The 21,729-nt window shown below is 37.1% G+C and carries 19 protein-coding genes; 12 read left to right on the forward strand and 7 right to left on the reverse strand.

The features are described from left to right. Nucleotides 1–193: 193 nt before the first annotated feature. Nucleotides 194–1,135 (reverse strand): helix-turn-helix transcriptional regulator, encoded by a 942-nt coding sequence (locus CQ046_RS21130; RefSeq protein ID WP_228407012.1) that lies wholly within the window; start codon nucleotides 1,133–1,135, stop codon nucleotides 194–196. Nucleotides 1,136–1,375: 240 nt separating this feature from the next. Between CQ046_RS21130 and CQ046_RS21135 the strand changes: the two genes are divergently transcribed. The 7 genes from CQ046_RS21135 to CQ046_RS21165 all read left to right on the forward strand — a co-directional run bounded on the left by CQ046_RS21135 (nucleotide 1,376) and on the right by CQ046_RS21165 (nucleotide 9,762). Further along, nucleotides 1,376–2,095 carry a DUF6796 family protein gene (locus CQ046_RS21135; protein WP_105704169.1) on the forward strand — a complete coding sequence of 240 codons (720 nt, stop codon included), beginning with the start codon at nucleotides 1,376–1,378 and terminating at the stop codon, nucleotides 2,093–2,095. Between the two features lie 157 nt (nucleotides 2,096–2,252). Continuing rightward, nucleotides 2,253–2,855: a TlpA family protein disulfide reductase gene (locus CQ046_RS21140; protein WP_105704170.1), complete on the forward strand. Its 603-nt coding sequence runs from the start codon at nucleotides 2,253–2,255 to the stop codon at nucleotides 2,853–2,855. A 37-nt stretch (nucleotides 2,856–2,892) separates the two neighbouring features. Beyond that, on the forward strand, nucleotides 2,893–3,456 hold the full coding sequence (locus CQ046_RS21145; protein ID WP_105704171.1) for a Crp/Fnr family transcriptional regulator: 564 nt from the start codon (nucleotides 2,893–2,895) through the stop codon (nucleotides 3,454–3,456). Nucleotides 3,457–3,551: 95 nt separating this feature from the next. After that, on the forward strand, nucleotides 3,552–3,941 hold the full coding sequence (locus tag CQ046_RS21150; RefSeq protein ID WP_105704172.1) for a RidA family protein: 390 nt from the start codon (nucleotides 3,552–3,554) through the stop codon (nucleotides 3,939–3,941). A 583-nt stretch (nucleotides 3,942–4,524) separates the two neighbouring features. After that, complete coding sequence (locus CQ046_RS21155; RefSeq protein ID WP_105704173.1) at nucleotides 4,525–5,145, forward strand: hypothetical protein; 621 nt, start codon at nucleotides 4,525–4,527, stop codon at nucleotides 5,143–5,145. Between the two features lie 170 nt (nucleotides 5,146–5,315). After that, complete coding sequence (locus tag CQ046_RS21160) at nucleotides 5,316–6,104, forward strand: SDR family oxidoreductase (RefSeq protein WP_105704174.1); 789 nt, start codon at nucleotides 5,316–5,318, stop codon at nucleotides 6,102–6,104. Nucleotides 6,105–6,279: 175 nt separating this feature from the next. Continuing rightward, nucleotides 6,280–9,762: a DUF2723 domain-containing protein gene (locus CQ046_RS21165; RefSeq protein ID WP_105704175.1), complete on the forward strand. Its 3,483-nt coding sequence runs from the start codon at nucleotides 6,280–6,282 to the stop codon at nucleotides 9,760–9,762. A gap of 274 nt (nucleotides 9,763–10,036) precedes the next feature. Here the strand turns inward: CQ046_RS21165 and CQ046_RS21170 are convergent, their stop codons facing one another. The 6 genes from CQ046_RS21170 to CQ046_RS21195 form a co-directional block, all read right to left on the reverse strand. Further along, complete coding sequence (locus CQ046_RS21170; protein WP_105704176.1) at nucleotides 10,037–12,280, reverse strand: nitric-oxide reductase large subunit; 2,244 nt, start codon at nucleotides 12,278–12,280, stop codon at nucleotides 10,037–10,039. Nucleotides 12,281–12,293: 13 nt separating this feature from the next. Beyond that, nucleotides 12,294–13,019 carry an iron-sulfur cluster repair di-iron protein gene (ric, locus tag CQ046_RS21175; RefSeq protein WP_105704177.1) on the reverse strand — a complete coding sequence of 242 codons (726 nt, stop codon included), beginning with the start codon at nucleotides 13,017–13,019 and terminating at the stop codon, nucleotides 12,294–12,296. 41 nt (nucleotides 13,020–13,060) lie between these two features. Continuing rightward, entirely contained in the window at nucleotides 13,061–13,492 is a 432-nt protein-coding gene (locus tag CQ046_RS21180) for a c-type cytochrome (protein WP_105704178.1), read from the reverse strand. 18 nt (nucleotides 13,493–13,510) lie between these two features. After that, entirely contained in the window at nucleotides 13,511–13,957 is a 447-nt protein-coding gene (locus CQ046_RS21185) for a hypothetical protein (RefSeq protein ID WP_105704179.1), read from the reverse strand. Between the two features lie 54 nt (nucleotides 13,958–14,011). Then, the gene (locus CQ046_RS21190) at nucleotides 14,012–14,443 is read right to left on the reverse strand and encodes an RrF2 family transcriptional regulator (protein ID WP_105704180.1); all 432 of its coding nucleotides are present in this window, start codon (nucleotides 14,441–14,443) and stop codon (nucleotides 14,012–14,014) included. A gap of 102 nt (nucleotides 14,444–14,545) precedes the next feature. Then, nucleotides 14,546–15,358: an AraC family transcriptional regulator gene (locus CQ046_RS21195; protein ID WP_105704181.1), complete on the reverse strand. Its 813-nt coding sequence runs from the start codon at nucleotides 15,356–15,358 to the stop codon at nucleotides 14,546–14,548. A 131-nt stretch (nucleotides 15,359–15,489) separates the two neighbouring features. Between CQ046_RS21195 and CQ046_RS21200 the strand changes: the two genes are divergently transcribed. From CQ046_RS21200 to CQ046_RS21220, 5 genes are all read left to right on the forward strand, one after another. After that, a complete protein-coding gene (locus tag CQ046_RS21200; protein ID WP_105704182.1) occupies nucleotides 15,490–16,812 on the forward strand; it encodes a TolC family protein in 1,323 nt (440 codons plus the stop codon). A gap of 4 nt (nucleotides 16,813–16,816) precedes the next feature. Continuing rightward, nucleotides 16,817–17,881, forward strand: coding sequence for an HlyD family secretion protein (locus tag CQ046_RS21205; protein ID WP_105704183.1), 1,065 nt, complete (start codon nucleotides 16,817–16,819; stop codon nucleotides 17,879–17,881). After that, on the forward strand, nucleotides 17,874–19,466 hold the full coding sequence (locus CQ046_RS21210) for a beta-carotene 15,15'-monooxygenase (RefSeq protein WP_105704186.1): 1,593 nt from the start codon (nucleotides 17,874–17,876) through the stop codon (nucleotides 19,464–19,466). The genes CQ046_RS21205 and CQ046_RS21210 overlap by 8 nt, the downstream gene beginning before the upstream one ends. Before the next feature lie 191 nt (nucleotides 19,467–19,657). Continuing rightward, entirely contained in the window at nucleotides 19,658–20,659 is a 1,002-nt protein-coding gene (locus CQ046_RS21215; RefSeq protein WP_165790571.1) for a GlxA family transcriptional regulator, read from the forward strand. A 104-nt stretch (nucleotides 20,660–20,763) separates the two neighbouring features. After that, nucleotides 20,764–21,420, forward strand: coding sequence for a DJ-1/PfpI family protein (locus CQ046_RS21220; protein ID WP_105704187.1), 657 nt, complete (start codon nucleotides 20,764–20,766; stop codon nucleotides 21,418–21,420). Nucleotides 21,421–21,729 lie beyond the last annotated feature (309 nt).

Below are 21,729 nucleotides of genomic sequence, written 5' to 3' on the forward strand. Positions count from 1 at the left end.
AAAATAGGTTTTGGGAAACGGTAAAAGCAAGGATAAAATAAGACTGTTACATAAAAAATAATATTATGCATGGTATATTGATTTATTTACTATTTTTTTTGATGATTCTATTAAAAAACAAATTATTAACGGTTATTAGTTGATTTTTATTATTGTCAGTAAAAAAATAGACAAATGATCGTCCCACACGACATTATCTGTTTCTAAACTTGCTGGGCAGTATATTGAATTTTCGTTTAAATGCAGATGAAAAATGTCTCGGATTTTTATAGCCAATACTGTCGGAAATTTCGCTAATATTCAGATTACTGTCCAGAAGCATTCTTTTTGCCTGTTCCATTTTGAGATCATTCCAGAAACCAAAAACAGTAGTTCCGAAAAGTTCTTTAAAGCCTTTCTTTAAAGTGAATTCGTTGGTTCCTACCAGATGGGCAAGATCATTCAGAGAGCTGTCCGTATTTAGATTATTCACAATATAATCTCTTACGGCGTACATTTTTTCTATGTCTTTTTTCTGAAGAGAAGAAGGTAAGATTCCATTATCAAAAAACTGTTCGAGCTGCAACAAAAGCAGTTCATTTACTTTAGCCTCAAGATAAATCCGTTTGAAAGTTCCTTTTTTGTTACAATATATAATGTCATTCAGAATATGATACATTTCCTGAGTGATGCGGTGATGCTCAGTTTGAAGGAGGGATGAATTTTGTTTTTCAATTGAATTTTTGAACACTTCAAACAATCCGCAATGTTCTGGCAAAAAATTTTTAAAAAATTCAGGGGCCAGGTTGATTTCAAACAAATACATTTCCGGACCTTCAAATTCCATTCTGCCTTCCATGTGATGGGCATAGATAATGTTATGCTGGTAGCTGTCAAACTCTACGGTTTTTTGAAAATTTCCTGAAATTGCTTTACTCTTTCCTTTTAATGTAAAATGCATTTCTACGGAGTCAAAATCACTTTCAAGGTAAAACTGTAGCTGGTTGGCCAATGAGATGTTTCCAAAACTTATATGAACATTGGCAAAACTTATTTCGTGATAAAAGCCGCTGCCATAAGGAGGAAAAAGCTGAGTAATGCATTCCTGAATACCTCCGTTATTAAAGAAATAAGGAGCAGGATAATTCTTCTCCATCAGTATATTTCTCAAGTTTTCATCATATAGCCGTAGTGTCACCTTGTTTTCTTTCGTTAGAATTTCCTTTTTACGGATTTTTTATTCCGTTTTACATACCCTCTCTATTTAAGATTTACGATAGTTTTGCACAAAGATAATTATTATTTAGAATTATTCTTAATAATAAAATTAGCTTGATCAATCCTTTATTATGAGAATGAATGAGGTACACTTATTAAAATTAATTATTTAAAAATTATGAAATATTCAGGTAAAATAAGCTGGTCGTTTGCAGCAGCAATAGTAGTGTCAGTATGCTGGATCATTGGTGATATTTATGTTGCCGGATTTGATCCGAATCCTTCAGATTATCCATTATTTTCAAAAATGTATGCTGATCAGGTGAATGTAGAATTTGCAACTTTAATGCTGGAGGGGTCCACTTCAAGATTGATGTTTGGTGCATTGATAGGAGCTCTTACAGGCCCTTTGCTGCTTCCCGCTACGTGGCTGGTCTATCAGTTTTTTAAAGATACCCAAAAATGGTATGCAGTCTTTGTGTATTGGGTTTTACTGGCTGGTGCTGTTTTATCACCTTTAGGTCATGCCGGGTTCTTTTATGTAGGAGAGATTTATAAAGCGGTTTACCATACAGATTCTGCTTCTCATCCTTATCTTCTGGAGACGGGAAGAGGTTTTATGAAAATGCTGAACATCGCATGGGGATCAGCTATTGGCGTACTGGCAGTCGGATGGATTTCTTTTGCAGTCTGCATCCTTTTGAATCAAACCCTGCTGCCGAGATGGATGGCTTTGCTGACTCCATTTGTACTGACATTCTTTATTTTTCCTATAAAAGGTCTTTTACCACTTCCTTTCTCAGGATGGGTAGGAGGTGCCGTATTCAATATTGCCTATCTGACATTTTTCAGTTCACTGTTGTTTATTTTCAGAAAGAAACTTTTGAATAAGATTTAGCTTTTGAAAAATTTTACCATGATAATCACTTGAAATACATGCAGAGTGAAGTCTTTAAATCTTAGAGTTTAAAGACTTTTTTACTTTTAAAACTAAGGTTTTTAGAATCCGGATCAGAATATTAATCTTATATTGCCTAAGAATTAAGCGGAAGAATATGGGAAATCTGAAAACATGGCTAAAGAAAAATACCTCTACAGCAATACTGACCGTGTTGTTTATTGTTATTCTGGTGAACAAAGATGCAAAGGCATGGCTGATGAGACAGGTTGCTTCCACGGGAATTCTCAATTCCAGTATTTCGGAATCAAAAGAAATACAAAATACCACTACCAAAGCTTCCTATGCTGGATTTAGTCTGAAAAGAGAGGACGGAACTGGTATTGATTCCTCGACTTTACAGAATAAGGTTGTTTTCCTCAACTTCTGGGCATCCTGGTGTCCTCCGTGCCGTGCAGAGTTTCCGTCTGTTCAGAAGATGTATGATCATTACAAAAACAATCCTGATATGGTATTTCTTACCGTCAACCTTGATGATAATGCTGCTTTAGGAAAATCTTATTTAAAAGAAAAAGGCTTTACTGTCCCTTTCCTGATTCCGGCAGGTAATATTCCTGATGTACTTTATAATGGTTCTTTGCCCACAACGGTCGTATTGGATAAAAAGGGAGAAATCCGTTTACATCATAAAGGGCTGGCGGATTATAGCAAAGATTCTTTTTACAAACAGATTGATGAACTTCTTAAACAAAAACTTTAGCTGCTGAACAGTATTTTTGTATCATAAAAAATAGAGTATGCTGCATCTGCTAAGAGCCCATATCGAAAAAATAATTCCGATTAACGATGATGAATTCGAATTTATATCATCCTGTTTTACCTATAAAAAATATAAAAAACACCAGTTTTTAATACAGGAAGGAGAAGCAGTTCCCTACAATTATTTTGTATTGAAAGGCCTCCTGAAATTGGTGTATACAGATGAAACAGGGAAACAACATATTATCGGGTTTGCTATGGAAGACTGGTGGGAGACAGATTTTCCTGCTTACTATCAGCAAAATACAGCAACAATGTCTCTGGAATGTGTGGAAGATACGGAAGTATTATGCCTTAAACTGGATGATTACAGAAAACTTTGTGCTCAACTTCCAAAGCTGGAACATTTCTTCCTTGAAAAAGCATATATGGGATTTATTACAGCACAACAACGCACCGTTTCAATGATGACAACCGGAATTAAAGAACGGTATGATCAGCTTTTGAAAAAATACCCTTCTTTGGTTCAGCGTGTTCCAAAATCTCTTTTGGCTGCTTATTTAGGCGTATCCAGAGAAACGTTAAGCCGCCTTCCCCTGTAAAATGTGATCATATTCACATCATAATTGTGATCCGGATCACAGGAATTTATTGCCTCTGTTCTGCAATTTTGCATGGTAATAACAAAATCAATACAATGGAAAAAAGAACGGTTAATCCATGGAAATGGCAGAATGAGAGAAGCTATTTTCAGGCTGTAGAAGTAAAAAATGTTGAAAGTACCTTATATTGTTCAGGGCAGGCGGCTATTGATACTGATGGAACATCCAGTAATAAGGATATGAAATCTCAGCTGGAACAGGCTATTGCCAACCTGGAGGAGGTCATCAACTCTGCAGGATATGAATGTGGGGGGATTGTCAGACTCAATGTTTATACAACTTCTTCAGAAGAACTTTGGCCCTATTTCCCAATTCTTCAGAAGTGGATTGCTGAACATAAGATTCAACAGGCATTAACGATGTTGGAAGTAAAAGGTTTATTTGAAACACTAAAGGTTGAGCTTGAAGCTACTGTGGTGAAGTAATTCATAAGCAAAAATTAAAAACAGCCCTTCAATCACTTATTGAAGGGCTGTTTCTTTATTGAGTTGACTTATAAACATTCTGTTTTATTTATAATAAAGGGTTTTGTTCTGCTCTGAAGAACCAAATTTTTATATAAATATGGTAATGTCGAATGTTTTAAATATTTAATAAATAGTGAATTATTTTAAATATAATTCACTATTTTATGTATGTTTGTGTGTGTTTTTTTAAAAATAAATTATTATTTTTTTTATTTAAACCGTTCACTTGTTTGTGAAATTCACTATATTTGATTTAGTGACAGCGATTATATTAATTGAATTTTTAATGAAATAATCACTTTCATATTTCAGAAAAGTATTTAAATATTAACTAAAAAAGAAATTTATTATGAAACGTAAACTCGTCTATCTTTTACTTCTTTTGACAAGTAATTTTATTTTTTTGAGTGCATAGGTAGGTATTAATACAACAAATCCACAAGGCGTATTTAATATTGATGGTGCAAAGGATAACCCCACTACCGGAATCCCATCTGTAGCACAACAAGCCAATGACGTAGCAGTTACCGTTGGTGGAAATATGGGAATAGGAACCACAGTTCCGACGAATAAGCTCCACATCAATGGGACAGATCCATTACGTCTGCAGGGGGTAGGGTCTGGAAACAGTGCAACAGATCCTCTGCTGGTCATTGATGCTAACGGCGTTGTAAAAAACATTGGTACTTTAGGTGCGTTATCCATTCCTAGCCCAGCAGTTTTCCGTTTGGAAGCTGCACAGACCAACTTTTTGCAGGCACAGGGATCTGGAGGATCTCAGGTAGTACCTATGACTATTATAAAAAATTCTATTCCAGGGCTTACCTATAATGCGGGGACAAGTACCATAACTTTTCCGGCAGGTACTTATCAGATCACATTTGTTTATGAAGCAACACATAATGCTACAGGATGTACAATCAGTTCTTATTTTGTAGATTTTCCCCTGAATGCCGGAACTTCAAGAATCCACAATACAGGAGCCCATTCAGAGGGAGCCCTTTCCAATCATGGAGGAACAATTACCTATGCCACTACAGTTCCAGCCAACAGAAACTGGACGATCGCATTGGGAAGAGGACAGTCAGGTAACTGTTCAGGCGCAGGAATGAATCTTTCTGCAACCTCTACCCAGGTACTGGTTTTCCGAATCGGAGATTAATCTTTTTAATGTTCCCCAAAAAATAATTATCAAAGGAAGATTCTAATAACACAAATACTAAAGCACTGGCTTATGCTGGTGCTTTATTGTATTAAATAAGTTGTTTCCGGATTTTTTTAAAAGTAAAGCTTTTCATACATTTATTAGATCAATTCATAATCATTATTAAGATGAATATTCAGCTTTTTTCAAAAAATGCCTTAGTAGGAGGAGCTACACAGGGAATCGGAGCCGGAATTGCCATAGAACTGGCAAAATGCGGAGCTAATGTTACTGTTATGGCCCGTAATGAAACAAAACTTAAAAATTTTGTTTCATTACTGCCGATTATCAATTCTGATCAGAAACATGAGTATCTGGTAGCTGATTTTTCGGATTTTGAAAATTATAGAAAAACTATTGCTCAATATTTTAATACCCATTCAGTAGATATTTTGGTAAACAATACCAATGGTCCTGAACCGGGCTTAGCCGTTGATAAAAAAACAGATGATTATCAGAAAGCATTTGATCTTCTTTTTAAAACTGTTTGTGAAACAACATTGTTGGCATTACCCCATATGATCAAACAGAGAAACGGACGTATCATCAACGTATCATCTTTATCGGTAAAAGAACCGATCGGAAATCTGGCATTGTCCAATTCTATCCGCTCGGCAGTGATTGCATGGGCAAAAACACTTTCCAATGAGATTGCAGAACATAATGTTACAGTCAACAATGTTTTAACAGGATATTTTGACACGGAACGAATTCAAAAACTGGTAGCTCATGAGTCTCAGCAAAGTGGTGCTCCGGAAGAAGAAATAAAAAAGGCTAGGGAAAATAAAATTCCGATGAAAAGATTTGGACAACCTGAGGAATACGGACATCTGGTAGCTTTCCTTGCTTCAGAATATGCAAATTACCTTACAGGAACTAGTATTCCTTTGGATGGAGGGTTGAATAATACATACTAAAATTCTACTATTTAAGAAAGCAGTAGGTATTTTTAAACCACAAAAACCACAAAAGTTTTATTTTAAACATTTTAGAACGTTTAAAATGATTTGAAAGTAGTTTTATCTGAAATTTTAAACTTTCATGTAATAAACCCTTTTCCCCAATTGTTATATACATATTGGAAAATATTATATGAAAAACTGGTCTTTTAAAAAGTGGAACACCATACTGGGATGGTTCCTTTTCGCTATTGCACTTATTACTTATCTTTCAACGATAGAACATTCTCTGAGCTTTTGGGACTGTGGAGAATATATATCTTCCGCGGCTAAATTGGAAGTTACCCATGCTCCGGGAGCTGCTTTGTTTCAGATTGTGGGAGCTGTCGCGAGTATTTTTGCGTTAGGAAATGCTGAAAATTATTCCATTGTGATCAATGCCATGTCTGCGTTTTTCAGTGCTTTTACCATTTTGTTTCTATTCTGGACGATTACTCATTTTTTAAGAAGGCTTTTACATAAAGATGTTGAAGAGATTACGAAACATCAGCAAATCTCGATTCTTTTTGCAGGCGTAATCGGTGCTTTATGCTTTACATTCTCAGATACATTTTGGTTTTCGGCGGTAGAAGGAGAGGTGTATGCAATGGCTTCTATGTTTGTTGCTTTGCTGGTGTGGCTTATCACCAAATGGGAGAACGAATCCAAAGCAGCTGACAGAGAGCGATGGATTATTCTTATTTTCTTCATCATCGGGCTTTCTGTAGGCGTACATATGATGTGTATGCTGGCTATTCCGGCGATATGTCTGGTTTATTATGCCAGAAATTATACTTTTTCCTGGAAAAGCTTTATGATTGCGAATTTGATTACGCTGGGAATTCTTGCCTTCGTATTTAAAATTATTTTTCCTTTGATTATGACGATGTTTGGAAAGCTTGAAATTTTCTTTGTGAATGGGCTGGGACTTCCTTTTCATTCAGGGACAGTTGTGGCGTTTGTTCTTATGACAGTAATCAGCTACCTCCTGATTAAATATGCCCGAAAAACTAAAAGAAAGGTATATCAGACTGTAGTTTTATCCCTTGTTTATATGATTATTGGCTTCTCTTGCTGGCTGGTGATCCCCATCAGAGCAAATGCCAATCCTCCAATGAACCTTAATGATCCGGATACAGCCATCGGAATGAGAGATTATTATAACAGAGCACAATATGGCGACTGGCCTACCATTTACGGACAGAACTACACCGCATTTCTCGACAGTAACGGATTGGAAAAAGATGAAGAAGGAAATTACAAAAAAGACATCACTGGAGATATTTACGAAAAAGACGAAAAAACAGGTACTTACAGAAAAGCCGGTGAAAGGTTCAATTATGTATTTAATAAATCTCACATCAGCTTTATGCCGAGAATGTTCAATGAAGATAAAGAAGTGATAGCCAACTATATTTCTTTATACGGAGCTCCTGATTTTACCTTTAATTATGATAACGAAGAAGCGGCAAACAATCCGGAAGCAAAAAGGATTTTCGAAGAATTGAGAGCAAAATATGAAGGAGATTCCATCACTGCGGAAGATTATCTGAAGGTAAAGCCTTATGATATTATTAAGGTTAAACGTCCTTCTTTGGCTCAGAATATGGATTATTTTATCTCCTTTCAAACCGGATATTATTTCGTAAGATACCTAATGTGGAACTTTGTAGGGAGACAAAATGATCTTCAGGGACATTTGGAAAATACCAATGGTAACTGGATCTCAGGATTTTCTTTTATTGATAATGCGCTATTGGGAGATCAGAATCATATGCCTGCCAAATTTAAAAATGAAAGTACGGTAAAGTTTTTCTTTTTGCCATTGATTTTAGGTCTGATTGGTTTCTTTTTCCAGCTCAACAGAGATTTTGGAAGATTTTATGCCATGCTTTCACTGTTTATTCTGACAAGTTTGGGAATTGTTTTCTACACAGGAGTAAAACCATTTGAAGTGAGGGAAAGAGATTATGCCATGGTAGGTTCATTCTATGCCTTTGCTATTTGGATAGGATTGGGAGCGGGAGCTGTACTTTGGCTGATTCAGGCTAAGGTTAAATCCAATGCAGCTAATAGTATTCTTGGGATCATATTATTAGGAATTCCTTTTATGATGGGGTTTCAGAATTATACTTCGCACGACAGAAGCAAAAAGACGGCAGCCCGTGATTACGCCTATTCGTTCTTACGTTCGCTGCCTAAAAATGATATCATGTTCATTTATGGCGATAATGATACCTTTCCGGTATGGGCTATTCAGGAGACGGAAAGATTCAGGGATGATGTGAAAGCGGTCAATTTTACACTTTTAGGTACTCCCTGGAATATTGATCAGGTAAAAAGAAAAACCTACAATGCCATAGGAATTCCAAGTGAATTGACTCATGAAGAATATAGAGAAGGAGCGAATGATGCAGTATATCTGATGACAAAACAGGATTGGGAAAAGATTTTCCAGATGTTGAAAGAGCAGGGAGCACCGGACACTGCTTTTCAGGAGTTCAGAAAATACCTGACTCAGGATTCACTCACTTTAAAAGAGGCTATGAAATTCCTGAAATTAAAATCATCCGAAAAAGATGAGCTGCTGAAGATGTACGTTGGGGAACAATATGAAAGATATAATATCCTTCCGGTGAGTAAATTTATTCTTCCTGTAAATAAAGAAAATGCTGTAAAATCTGGAATTATTAATAGAACTGATCTTCCAAACACTTTGGATCAGATTATGATTAATTATGAAGCCAGTTTACTTTACAAAAGCAATCTGATGCTGCTGGATATGCTGGCCAATTTCGATTGGAAACGCCCCATCAATTTCTCTTCAGGCGGAATGTATGACAGCGAAAACATTTTTTATCTGGATGAGTATCTTCAGTTTGATGGTTTCAGTTACAGGCTGGTTCCTATTCATACTCCTCAAAAACCGGATGGAGAAAAGGGAAGAGTAGATGCCAATTCTCTTTATCAGGTAGTAAAAAACTTCAGATGGGGAAATTTTAAAGACCTGAGTAATTATTATGATGAAACGGCTACGTCTAATATTCTTGGCTACAGAACGTCGGTTAGCAGAGCTGTGTCTGCACTTGTGGCAAGCGGACAGAAAGCTAAGGCATTAGAATTACTGGATCTTGCCGCCAAAGAAATTCCTGTGGAAAAATATAATGATCCGCGATCACTAAGTGCCATAGTTACCGGATACATTTCAACCGGACAGGAGCAAAAAGGTCTTCAACTGGCAGAGAAGCTCAAGAAAGAGATATTTGAAGAATATGATTATTACCAAAACCTTGCTCCTTCATTTAAAGCAATGGCCAAAAGACAGATGAAATCAAAACCGATGGAATATGCACTTGTTGTTTCAGCGGTTACGGATGGCTATAAAACTTTGGGAGAGAACGAAAAGGCACGAGTTTATCTAATAAAATCAATGGAACCGATTGATAAGAAATTCAATATATTTATAAAAGGACTTCAAAAGATGGGCAAAGAAAAGGCCGGGAAAGAAGCTGAAAATGTCCGCCAGATTGCTCCTTTTTATCAGTATTTATTCAATGTGATGGAGCCTTTTGATTCCACCTATTCCAGAAAAAAAGAACTTGAAATTACCAATGCATTAATGAAAGTAACGCAGTAAATCTTAAATAAAAGCCTTTAAATTCAATATTTAAAGGCTTTTTTAATGTAAATGGAATTTTATTTTATAAACGCAAAGAATTAAATGCTTGATTCTATATATTGAGGGAGCAAAGAGTTTTGATCAATTTCATTGATCATTCTTAAGCGACTGTATTACTATAAAGCTTCATCCGCGACAAAGCCGCTCATCTTCGCTCTCTTAAAATTATAAGAATTGCAGATGAAACTTTGCATTTAATAAAATAGGTTTGATCAGATTTGAATCATTCATCCTAACGCTTTTCCTTCAACGACCAGCCAAATTTCAATCCAATAATAAAAATAACCAAAAGCAATTCACCGGCAGCCAATAAAATATCTCCCGGCACCCGCATCCATCTTAGAAAATGCATAATATCCGTTTGCATAAATTCTGCAGAACGTGCATACCAGTAACCTTCTTTTATAGAGGCTGCAGATTGCATGATCCCAATAGGAAGAAGGCTGATGGTAACCATCACCAGCAATCCGATATTGATCAACCAGAAAGCCCATCCTATTAATTTATCATTCCACTGACGGTCAGGATAAAGTCCGCGCAAAACAAACATCATTAATCCGATTCCCAGAATTCCATACACTCCGAATAAAGCTGCATGACCATGTACAGCAGTGGTATTCAGTCCCTGAATATAGTACAAGGCAATAGGAGGATTGATGGCAAATCCGAAGATCCCTGCACCAAGGAAATTCCAGAAACACATGGCAATGAAACAGTAGATGGGCCATTTGTAAGCCTGTATCCATAGGGTTGATTTACTCAGTTGATAATTTTGGTAGGCTTCATAACCTATCAAAACAAGCGGAACAATTTCAAGGGCACTGAAAGTTGCTCCCAATGCCAGCACAGCGGTTGGCGTAGCACTGAAATACAAATGGTGGAATGTCCCCAAAATCCCTCCGCCAAGAAAGATAATGGTAGAAAATAAAACGGCATTGGTGGCAGATTTTAGTCTTAATAATCCGAGTCTTGTAAATAAAAATGCAGCCACTACAGTTGCGAACACTTCAAAAAAACCTTCTACCCAAAGGTGAACCACCCACCATCTCCAATATTCGGCAATGGCCATATGAGTTTGTCTTCCGTACATCAATCCTGCACCATAAAATAGGGCAATCGCTACAGATGAAAGCGTAAATAAGATTAATAGATGACGGTCTCCATCTTTACGTCTTAAAGCCGGAAGTAGTGCTCTGACCATTAAAATTAACCAAAGAATAAGCCCGATGAGTAGTAAAATCTGCCATACTCTTCCCAGTTCTACATATTCATAGCCCTGATGTCCCCAAAGGAAATTATCTACGAGACCAAGCTTTTGCATTACACCAAGCCATTGTCCTGTTAAAGACCCCAGTACAACAATCAGTAAGGCACCGAATAATATGTTAACACCCAATTTCTGATATTTCGGTTCATGTCCTGAAACAGCGGGAGCAATATAAAGTCCAGTTGCCAGCCAAGAGGTAGCTATCCAGAATATCGCAAGCTGCACATGCCAGCTTCTGGAAACCGACTGCGGTAAAAACTGATCCAGAGGAATACCATAAAATCCGTTTCCTTCCACGCCATAATGTGCTGTCACTACGCCGGCAAGCATTTGAACAAGAATCAGTAAGGCAACCACCCAAATATATTTTAAAGTGGCTTTCATAGACGGGGTTGGCTTCATATTTCGGAGTGGATCTTCATGTGGAAGAGCCTCGCTGATCTCTTCCTCTTTGTTCCTTGCATGGTAAAATACCAAAAGCCCCACACTCCCCAATAAAAGTAAAATACTGAATCCTGACCATAAATGTAGTGAAGGGGGTGGAACATTTCCCACCGATTCATCATGCGGCCAGTTATTGGTATAAGTCACATCATCTCCCGGTCTTTCCGTGATACACACCCATGTGCTCCATGCAAAGAAAGCATTCATTTTAGCCATTCTTTCAGTATCTTTGATGGTATTCTCCGGAATAGCGTACTGATCACGGAGCGTTGTCATAGAAGCATCATTCATGAATAATTTTGAATAATATTGTGAAAGCTGTTTCTGCACTTCAGTCCGTTCAGGAGAGAAGATAATTTCATTTTTACTTTCGTTAAAAGTATTGGTACGAAGTTCTTTTTTCAGTAATACCTGATATTTAGCCTGTTCATCATCCGGAAGGTCTTTATAAACCTTTCCATCTTTTTTGGCCAGTTCATCAAGCAGCAGAACAGATTCGCGGTGAAGGTAATCAGCAGTCCAGTCCGGAGCAATATAGGCACCATGTCCCCAGATACTTCCTACCGTTTGCCCGCCAATTGACTGCCAGACATTCTGTCCGTCTTTAATATCCTGTGCGGTAGCAATCACGGTTCCTTCTGTACTTACGACTTTGTCCGGAATTGGCGGTATTTTTCTGTAAATTTCAGTTCCATAGAAGATCAATACAGCAAACGAAGCAACCATTACTACAGCAAGCCATATCCAAAGTTTTTTAGGTGTCATTCTGTATTAATTTTTAAGATTCAACGGCAAATTCTTTCTCCAGTCGGATCGCTTTTGGGAAAAGGATGTTATTCTCAAGGTGGATATGTTTGTGCAGATCGTTTTCGAAATCCTGAAGCATGGCAAAAGCTACTTTATAGGTGTTGCAGGCATCTGCAGGTGGAACATATTCATTGGTGATTTCTGCAATTTTTCTGAAACGGTCACCTTCTACAGTATGATCATGTTCCATCATATGAACTGGATTTTCTACTGTCCCGAAATGCGGCTGAGGAAGGGCATTGCCTGATATTTGAGCTTTCACCATACTTTTTACAAATGGGAACAGGATCAGTTCTTCTTTCTTCATATGAGCGGCCAGATCGTGTGCCGATTCATTAAATAAGGAATTGATTTCAAACAGCTCAGGATGCCTGCCGCCGTGAACTTTGCATAGCTTATCAAGGAATGTCTGTAAAACGGGCGTTTTTTCTTCTACATAACGATGGTGGGTTTTCTCAATGTAATCTGTCAGAAGGTCGAGAGGCCAGCTATTAAAGTCTATTGAGGAACCTTCATTTTTTGGAAGGGCTTCCAGTTCTTCATAAATTTTTTCGGGAGCAAGTTTCTTATTGCTGCATGCTTCTTCAATGGTTCTTCCACCCTTACAGCAGAAATCAATACCATGTCTTTTAAAAATTGCGGCTGTTCTGAAATCTTCAGCCACCATATTTCCTATAAAGTCTGTTTTTGTATTCATAATATAATACTTTTTTGTCTTTTATTATTTTAAATTTTTTTTTATTCCTTTTTAAGGGATAGAATATATTTTACCATCTGCTTGGCATTCTCTTTACTCAAGCCTTTATGAGGAGTCATGGGAATTTCGCCCCAGTTGCCTTTACCGCCGTCAATGATTTTTTGTGCCAGCATATCAAGATCTGCGTCCGTATATTTTGCAGCAACTTCATGGTAAGAAGGACCTATTAATTTTGAATCTATTTTATGACAGGTAAGGCAGTCGGTTCCTTCTATTAATTTCAATCCTTCATGTTTTGATGCATCTGTGGAAGCAGGAACTTCCGCTGCCGTTTCTACTGGCTGTGGCTCAATATTTTGTTGTGCAGAATAAGGTTCCGGCTGTGGAATGGGTGTCGTTTCTGTTTTGGAACAAGAAAATAGTATTGCAGTTAAAGTTAATGCTGTTATGGTATTTAGAATGAGTGTTTTCATAATGAATCGTGTTTTTTATTAATCTGTATTTTTTTTGAATTGTAAAATGATTGCTGTTGTGAGCATTAATGTTTTTGCGATTTCTGCATAAATAAAATAGTCGTGCAATGGAGTAGGAGATACTACTTTTCCTATCGAAAGTAAATCGACACGGGTATCCAGTACAGGCAGCAGCCAGAATTGCTCTAAAACAAGTAATGAAAATAAAACAGTTAAAATGATAAAATCAATTTTTGTATAATGTTTCCAACTGATGAGCATCAGAATCAGTATTGCAATAAGAAATCCCCATTGTATTTTTGAAGAGAGTCCAAACATGAGCTTTCCCAGTCCTAGCGCTGTTGGAAGAGTAATCCCCGGAACCTGAAACTTCAATGGGGTTTCCAGAAAACTGATGGTCATCAACATTCCGGTCATTAGACAGAATAGTATCAGAACAAGAGGATTTTTAAGATATATTTTCATTGTGTTATATTTAATATTAAAAGATCTTTTTGTCTTTTATTAATTTAAATTTTTTTAAGCTCTCAAATGAGTAAGCTGTAAGTCCAGATTATCGACAAACATTTGAATTTTTGAGGTTTCAAGCATTATTCTAAGATCCTGTCGGATACTTTTGAATTGATCATGAAGCGGGCATGGATGTATTTCTGAACACTGATCAAGCCCAAGTCCACAACCGGTAAAAAGCTTATCCCCGTCAATTTCTTTGACAATATCAGCAATGGAAGTATTCAGATTTTTCTGATCCATATAAAAACCTCCGTTTGGACCTTTGGCGGATTGCACAAATCCTTTTCTGCTCAGTTCCTGTAAAATTTTAGCAATAAAATGTTCTGGTGAATGGATGCTTTTTGAAATGTCCTTAATCCCGACCCTGCTGTCATTTTTAGACTGCTGGGCGATATAGATCAAAGCTCTTAAAGCATATTCACAGGTTTTTGAAAACATTTTACTGAGTTTTATGGGACAAATATAGAAAGATATTTTTAATAAAAGATAAATTAGTCTTTTATTTTTTTCTAAATCTGACGAAGATCATTTCTAAGTTCTCTATCCCAACATGTTTTGGGTCGCTTTATTACTCTTTCTCAGATCAGACGGTCTCGATTGGGTAAATTCATGAAAGGTATCACTGAATGCACTAATAGAGCTATAGCCTACATCATCGGCAATTTCATTGATGGGTTTGTCTGTATTTAAAAGCAATTCAATGGCTTTAATGATTCTTAAGGTTTTCAGATATTGGAGAAAAGAAATGTCCATATCTGCTTTGAAAAGTCGTGACAGAGAGCGTTCACTCAGCCCAAACTTGCTGCTGACACTGGCTAAGGTTAGTTTTTCCCCGATATTCCATTCCAGATAAGATACAATTTTCATCATCTGTTTGTTGTGGGTAGCTGGGAGAATAATAGGTAATGGTTGGTTATGGGTTTTAGGGAGAATTTTTTTTAACGCCACTAAAAATTCAAAATTTTCATCTTTTGCAGTGACATGTTTTTCATCCCAGATTTCTGTATACTTGATCATCTGGATCAGAAGTTCTGATGCAGGATAAATTCCCAGCCGGCTATAGAAAGGATCTGCGGAATCATCATGAGCATAAAAATAAAGAGATCGCAGGACGGTTGCAGTATATCCAATCTCTAAAATATGCTCCATACCCTGCGGAATCCAGAAAAAATGTCTGGCCGGGACTACATACGTTCTGTTATTGATTGTAATATACGCAATACCACCTTCTACATAACTCAGCTGTCCTTTGGTATGTTTGTGAAAAGGAATCAGCTTCTCCGATTTTTCGTGCATCACAAATACACTTTTGTCGTCTTTATCAATATCCGGAAGTGCAGCAATGAGTCCCATAAAAAATTTGAAATACCAATGAAAATGCAAATATAATCATTTGGCCGGAATCATGTAAAAGTTGACTATTTTAGATAAATAAAATTTAATAATTGCCAATAAATTTGCAGTGCAATAATTCAAAAATTCAAATGAAAACTTATGTCGCCGGATTGCTGATGGTTGGAATTTCCTACACCCTATCTGCTCAAACCGGCACTCCAACAAAGGATACCATACGACTCTCCCTAAAAGACGCATGGCAAAAAGCGGAGGAAAACAGCCGCCATATCAGAATCAATGCCATTAATGTAGACATTGCCGAAGCCGAAGTAAAAGATGCGAAAAGAGAACGCCTTCCGGAAATTGAAGTGAAAGGTTCAGTAGAAAAAGCTTCAAATATTCCCATCTATGAAAATGGAATTTTTTCTAAACCCACACAGCATGAAGTGATCCATACGCTTTACCGGGCCGGAGCAGATTTTTACCTGAACATTTATAACGGAAACAAACTGAACCTTAAGATTAAGGAAAACCAAACGCTTCAGAAAATTAAGGATATTCAGAAAGAGCAGTCGATTTCTGATATTCATTACAAAACAGCAGCTCTTTATCTTGAACTTCAGAAAACTTTAATTTTCAGAGATCTGATAAAACAGGATATAGAAGATCAAAAAACACAACTCAAAGAAATACAGTCTCTTTATAAAAACGGTGTAGTTTTAAAAAGTGATGTGTTAAGAATTGATCTGGAACTTTCAAAACGGAAAATGACACTCGTTACCATAGAAAATGATATTCTGATTGCTACCCAAAAGCTGAATATTATTTTGGGTATTCCCGATTACCAAATGGTAATGCCCGAAGCACCCATTAATCAGTGGAATGAGAATACAACCTACAACGAGTATCTGAAACTGGCATTGGACCATTCTTTCAACTATCATGTTTCAGAACAGCAGACAGAACTGAGTAAACTGAAAGTGAAGCAGGTAAAAGCCAATGTACGTCCTAAAATTGGGATGTATGGCGAATTTTATTATGCCAATCCGCAGATTTTCCTTTATCCTTATAATCCTTATTGGTATTCATTGGGAATTGTGGGAATTAAGGCTTCATTTTCCATTTCTTCCCTTTATCATAATACGAATAAAGTAAAAGCAGCTCAGTTGGAGTTTGAAAAAGAAGAAGAGGTACATAAGGATACGGAAGATCAGGTAAGACAGCAGGTTAAAGAAGCGTATTTGCGCTATCAGGAAGCCCTTGAACAGATAAAGGTTGCAGAGGCGAATGTCATTCAGGCTAAAGAAAATACACGTATCATTAAGAATACCTATTTCAGTCAGACTTCACTTATTACAGAATTGCTGGATGCGGATATACAGCTGCTTCAGACAAAATTTGAACTGGAAGCTGCGAAAATTATGGCCCAAAACAATTACTATTTATTACAGAACATTACAGGCATTTTATAATACAATGAAAAAAAAATATACTCCCACTGATAGATTAATCACTAAGATTACAGGATGGATCTCAGTTCTAATCGTAGCTGCACTTGCTGTCTGGGGCGGTTTTACCCTCAAAAATTATTATACTTATGAGCAGACCAATGATGCACAGGTTCAGGAATATGTGAATCCTATTATTTCAAGAGCGGGAGGGTTTATCGTAGCCGTAAAGTTTGAAGAAAATCAGGAGGTTAAAAAAGGAGATACCCTTTTAATCATTGATAACCGTGAATATATTCTTCAGGAAAAACAGACTCAGGCAGCTATTCAGAAAGCCCGTGCTCAACTAAGAGTACTGGAAAGTACAACAGGTACTACTGAAAAAGAAGCCGCCGCAGCAATGGCTCAGGTGGATGCAAGTAAAGCAAAAGTCTGGAAACAGCAGTTGGATTATAACAGATATAAAAAGCTGTATGATGAAGAATCCGCCACCAAGCAGCGTCTTGAAGATGTGAAAGCAATGCTGGATGTGAATGAAAGTGATTATAAATCGTCACAGGATAATTATGCCGCTTCTGTATCCAAAATCAAAGACATTCAGGCTGAAAAAACGGTTGTCTTAGCTGAAATTGCAAGACTGGAAGCATTGCTGGACCGTCACAAGCTGGATGTGAGTTATACCGCTGTCACAGCAGCCTATGATGGAAGAATGGGACGCAGAACCGTTGAGGTAGGGCAGATGATTGATGCTGGAGAAACACTTGCATTTATTGTCAATAATGAAACCGATAAATGGGTGGTGGCCAATTATAAAGAAACGCAGATCAAGGATATGCATATTGGAGACCATGTGAAAATCGTAGCAGATTCTTATCCGGACAGAGAGTTTAAGGGAACTATTATTTCGCTTTCTCCGGCAACGGGATCAAGTTTCTCACTGCTGCCTCCGGATAATTCTACCGGAAATTACGTGAAAATTGTACAGCGTATTCCTGTGAGAATTAAAGTAGACGGAATAAGAAAAGATATTGATATTCTGAAAGTAGGGATGAACGTGAATGTATATGCCGATAAAAAGCATTCCAATGGTTAAAAGACAAATGCCCTATTTTAAAAAATGGGCACCGGAATGGCTGGTGAAGATTATTCTTTTTTCAATGACGCTTCCGGGAATTATTATATTTTTTCTTCCCCTGGCGAATGTGAATGCAGCTGCGGGATATTATGGATGTGAACCGGCAGATATTCAGTTTTCTGTAGCATTGTTTTATGCCGGATATGTAGGTTTTTACAGTCTGGAAAGAAGGTTTTTCAGCTTTCTGGCCGCCAAAGAATACTTTCTTCTTTTCACCACATTGCAGATTCTGGCTTGTCTCATTTGTTATTTCACCCGCGAAGTTTACATTCTGTTTCCGGTTCGTTTTATGCAGGGAATGTTATTTGCAGGGAATGTCAACCTTTCGCTTACCCTTATTTTTACAAGGTTGAGCAGTGAAAGAGGAAGGGAGATCAGTTTTTCTGTGTTTTTTGGAATTCTGATCTGTGCCTTGCCGTTCAATAATCTGATTACCGCAGATCTCATAGATTCCTATAATTTTAATATTGTTTATAAAACTGCTATATTCTCGTACCTGCCGGGACTTATTTTCCTGACTTTTGCGATGAGTAATTACAGAACACACGCGAGATTTCATTTATATAAACTCGACTGGCAGAGTTTTGGACTGTTCAGTGCCATATTGGTTCTGATAGGGTATATTAGCATTTTTGGTCAGGAATATTATTGGTTGGAAGATAACAGGATTTTAGGAAGTGTAATCGGAATTATTGTTTTAACTGGTATATCCATATTCCGCCAGCAGGCCATTAAAAGACCTTATATTGACTTACGTGTTTTCAGATACCGGAATTTTAAAGTAGGTTTACTGATTCTTTTTGTGATGTATATCTGTAGGTTTGCATCAGGGATTGTCAATAGTTACTTTGCTGCAGAATTGCATTTGGATCCGTTTCATATTTCCTATATTAATATTTTCAATCTTGCTGGATTGGTTGCTGGGGTGATTATTGCCTGTTGTATGGTTTTACAAAAGAAAAACATACGGTATATATGGGGGCCTGGCTTTTTAATGCTATTGATTTTTCATGGTTTAATGTATTATTCTTTTGATGTTCAGGCCGATGAGTTTAATTATTATATTCCATTATTCATTCAGGGATTGGGGGTAGGATTGATAATGGTTCCGACAATTATCTTTATTATTTCTTCCGTTCCTGCTGTTATTGGGCCTTCTGCTGCTGCGGCAGCTTTAGCTGTACGGTATTTTGGATTTTGCATCAGTATTGCCCTGATCAACTTTTTTGAACTATTTGAAAAAAGTCGTCATTATAATGCTTTTCAGGATCATTTAAGTGCTGTAGATCCTGCTGTCAAGATTTTTCTTCACCAGCAAACGGCTAAACTGGTTGCCAGAGGAATGCCTGAAGGTAAGGCTGTAAAAGCTGCCAATAAATTATTGATCGGAAGGATGAATGTTCAGGATCATGTCCGTTTTGCTATGGATTATTACGAAATGATGGTCTGGCTTCTCGCCGCCTCATTGTTGTTGATTCTTCTTTTCCCCTATCTGAACCGTACTGCCCTTTATTTGAAATCCCGTAGACTGTCACCTGCATAAGAGCTGGTTTTAATTTTTAATCAACCAAAAAGTATAGCTTATTAGCTAATTTTATAGTAGAGTGTTGAGACTGTCTTATAGACAGTCTCTTTTGTTGTGTTGGAATCTCTTATTTTGGCCGAAATCGTATGTTTTTTGTCATTGCAGACAACATGCTTTCTCTTTACATTTGTACTCGTACAGAACGAGATATGAAGAAAGAGAAACAAGATATCGGGAAGAAAAACATAGTGCTTCTGGCATTACCACAGGTACAGCTGCTTGATATTGCAGGCCCTTTGGATGTTTTTACGGTAGCCAACCGATTTTTGAGTGATGAAAATCAAAATTCCGGTTATCATGTTTATCTGGTTTCCGGAACTTCGGAGAAAATCATTTATTCCAGTTCAGGAATGCCTTTATTGTGCAGTCACACGATTTATGATATTGATTTTTCTATAGATACTTTGTTAGTGGCTGGGACAACCTTGTGCATATTAGATGAGATCAGCCCGGATATTTATCATTATCTCCAAAATATAAAACCAGAGGTAAAGCGGTTGGGATCGGTATGTGTGGGAGCATTTGTTCTTGCCAAAGCAGGTCTGTTGGATGGTAAACAGGTAACAACGCATTGGAAATTTGCAGATACATTGCAGAAATCATATCCAAAACTGAAGGTGAATGTCAATCCTTTTTTTATTTGTGACAAGCCTATCTATACTTCAGGAGGCGTTTCTTCGGGGATAGATCTTGCTTTAGCTCTTTTGGAAGAAGATTTTGGAAAGCCATTGGCCACAGAAGTTGCCCGTCATCTTGTGCTGCATTTAAAAAGATCCGGAATACAGTCTCAGTTTGGGGATTCAATGCCGGAATATGAAATGATGTCTCCTCTTACAAAAGACGTTCGTGATCTATTGAAAGACAAGCTGGGTGAAATAATAACAGTAGAGCATATTGCGGAATCTCTATACATGAGCACACGTAATTTTTCCAGGGTATTTGTAAAAGAATCAGGAATGACACCTGGTAAATTTCTTGAAAAAATGAGACTGGATCAAGCTAAAAACATGTTGGAATATACTGATATGAGTGTAGATATGATTGCTGATAAATGTGGTTTTAGCAATGCAGTTTCGCTTCGCAGGGTATTCCTTAAAAATGTTTCCCTTTCTCCGGCACAATACCGGAAAGCATTCAAGACCACAGAATAATTGCTTTTTCGTCTGAATTAACATAAAACTGATCATCCTCAATGGTCAGCAGGGTAGACCTATGCCTTTCTTTAAAAAATAATAATCTTAAAAATAACAGCATTATGAAACACGTACAAAACAGGAAAACAATGAATGTCGCATTTTTAATCTATGATCAGGTAGAGGCCCTTGATTTAAACGGTCCTTTGGATGTTTTTGTAAAAGCAAACGTCATTCATCCAAATTCTTATCATTGCTTTACGGTCGGGAAAACGAAAGAGCCGATATATATGGAAGCCAATACAATGGCCGTTATTCCTACCAATGACATCCATACATGCCCTAAACCAGACATGATTGTTGTTCCAGGAGCTAATCCTGAGCATATTATGAAATATATTCAGGATAAAGACTTTCAGGATACGGTTCTGGAATGGATTAAAACCCATTACGATGCCGGAACGACTGTATTTACAATATGTACAGGAAGCATGCTTTTATCCGGAACAGGTATATTGGCTAATCATGATATTACAACCCATAGTATGTTGTTAGATGCCCTGGAACAGCATAATCCTGACGCTAATATAATCAGAAATGTCCGTTATGTGGATCAGGAACAACTGGTAACAACAGCAGGAATTACTGCCGGAATTGATGCTGCATTATATCTGGTAGGAAAGCATCTTGGTAAGGAAATAATGGATAGCATTATTAACATTTTCGAATATCAGAAGAGAGAATCTGAAAGTTTGATATATAACACAAAAACAGATTGATTTAAAAATTTTCGTCAACCGTAAAAATTGACGAAAATTTTATTTTTAATTATGTAGCCGTTGATTCTGTATTTTTTATTGAAAAAAATAACAAACGTAATTAATTTATAAACAGGTGTTTGACTTTTTAAGCTCAGATTTTATCATAAAAAAGCCTGGAAAAATTTGGATTTAATGGGGGTTTTCCTATCTTTGCAGTCCCTTAAATAAAGGGATTTACTTAAAAAAGTAAGTGGCCGACTCGGTAGCTCAGCTGGTAGAGCAATACACTTTTAATGTATGGGTCCTGGGTTCGAATCCCAGCCGGGT

Source organism: Chryseobacterium sp. MYb7 (genome assembly GCF_002979455.1).
Lineage (GTDB): Bacteria > Bacteroidota > Bacteroidia > Flavobacteriales > Weeksellaceae > Chryseobacterium.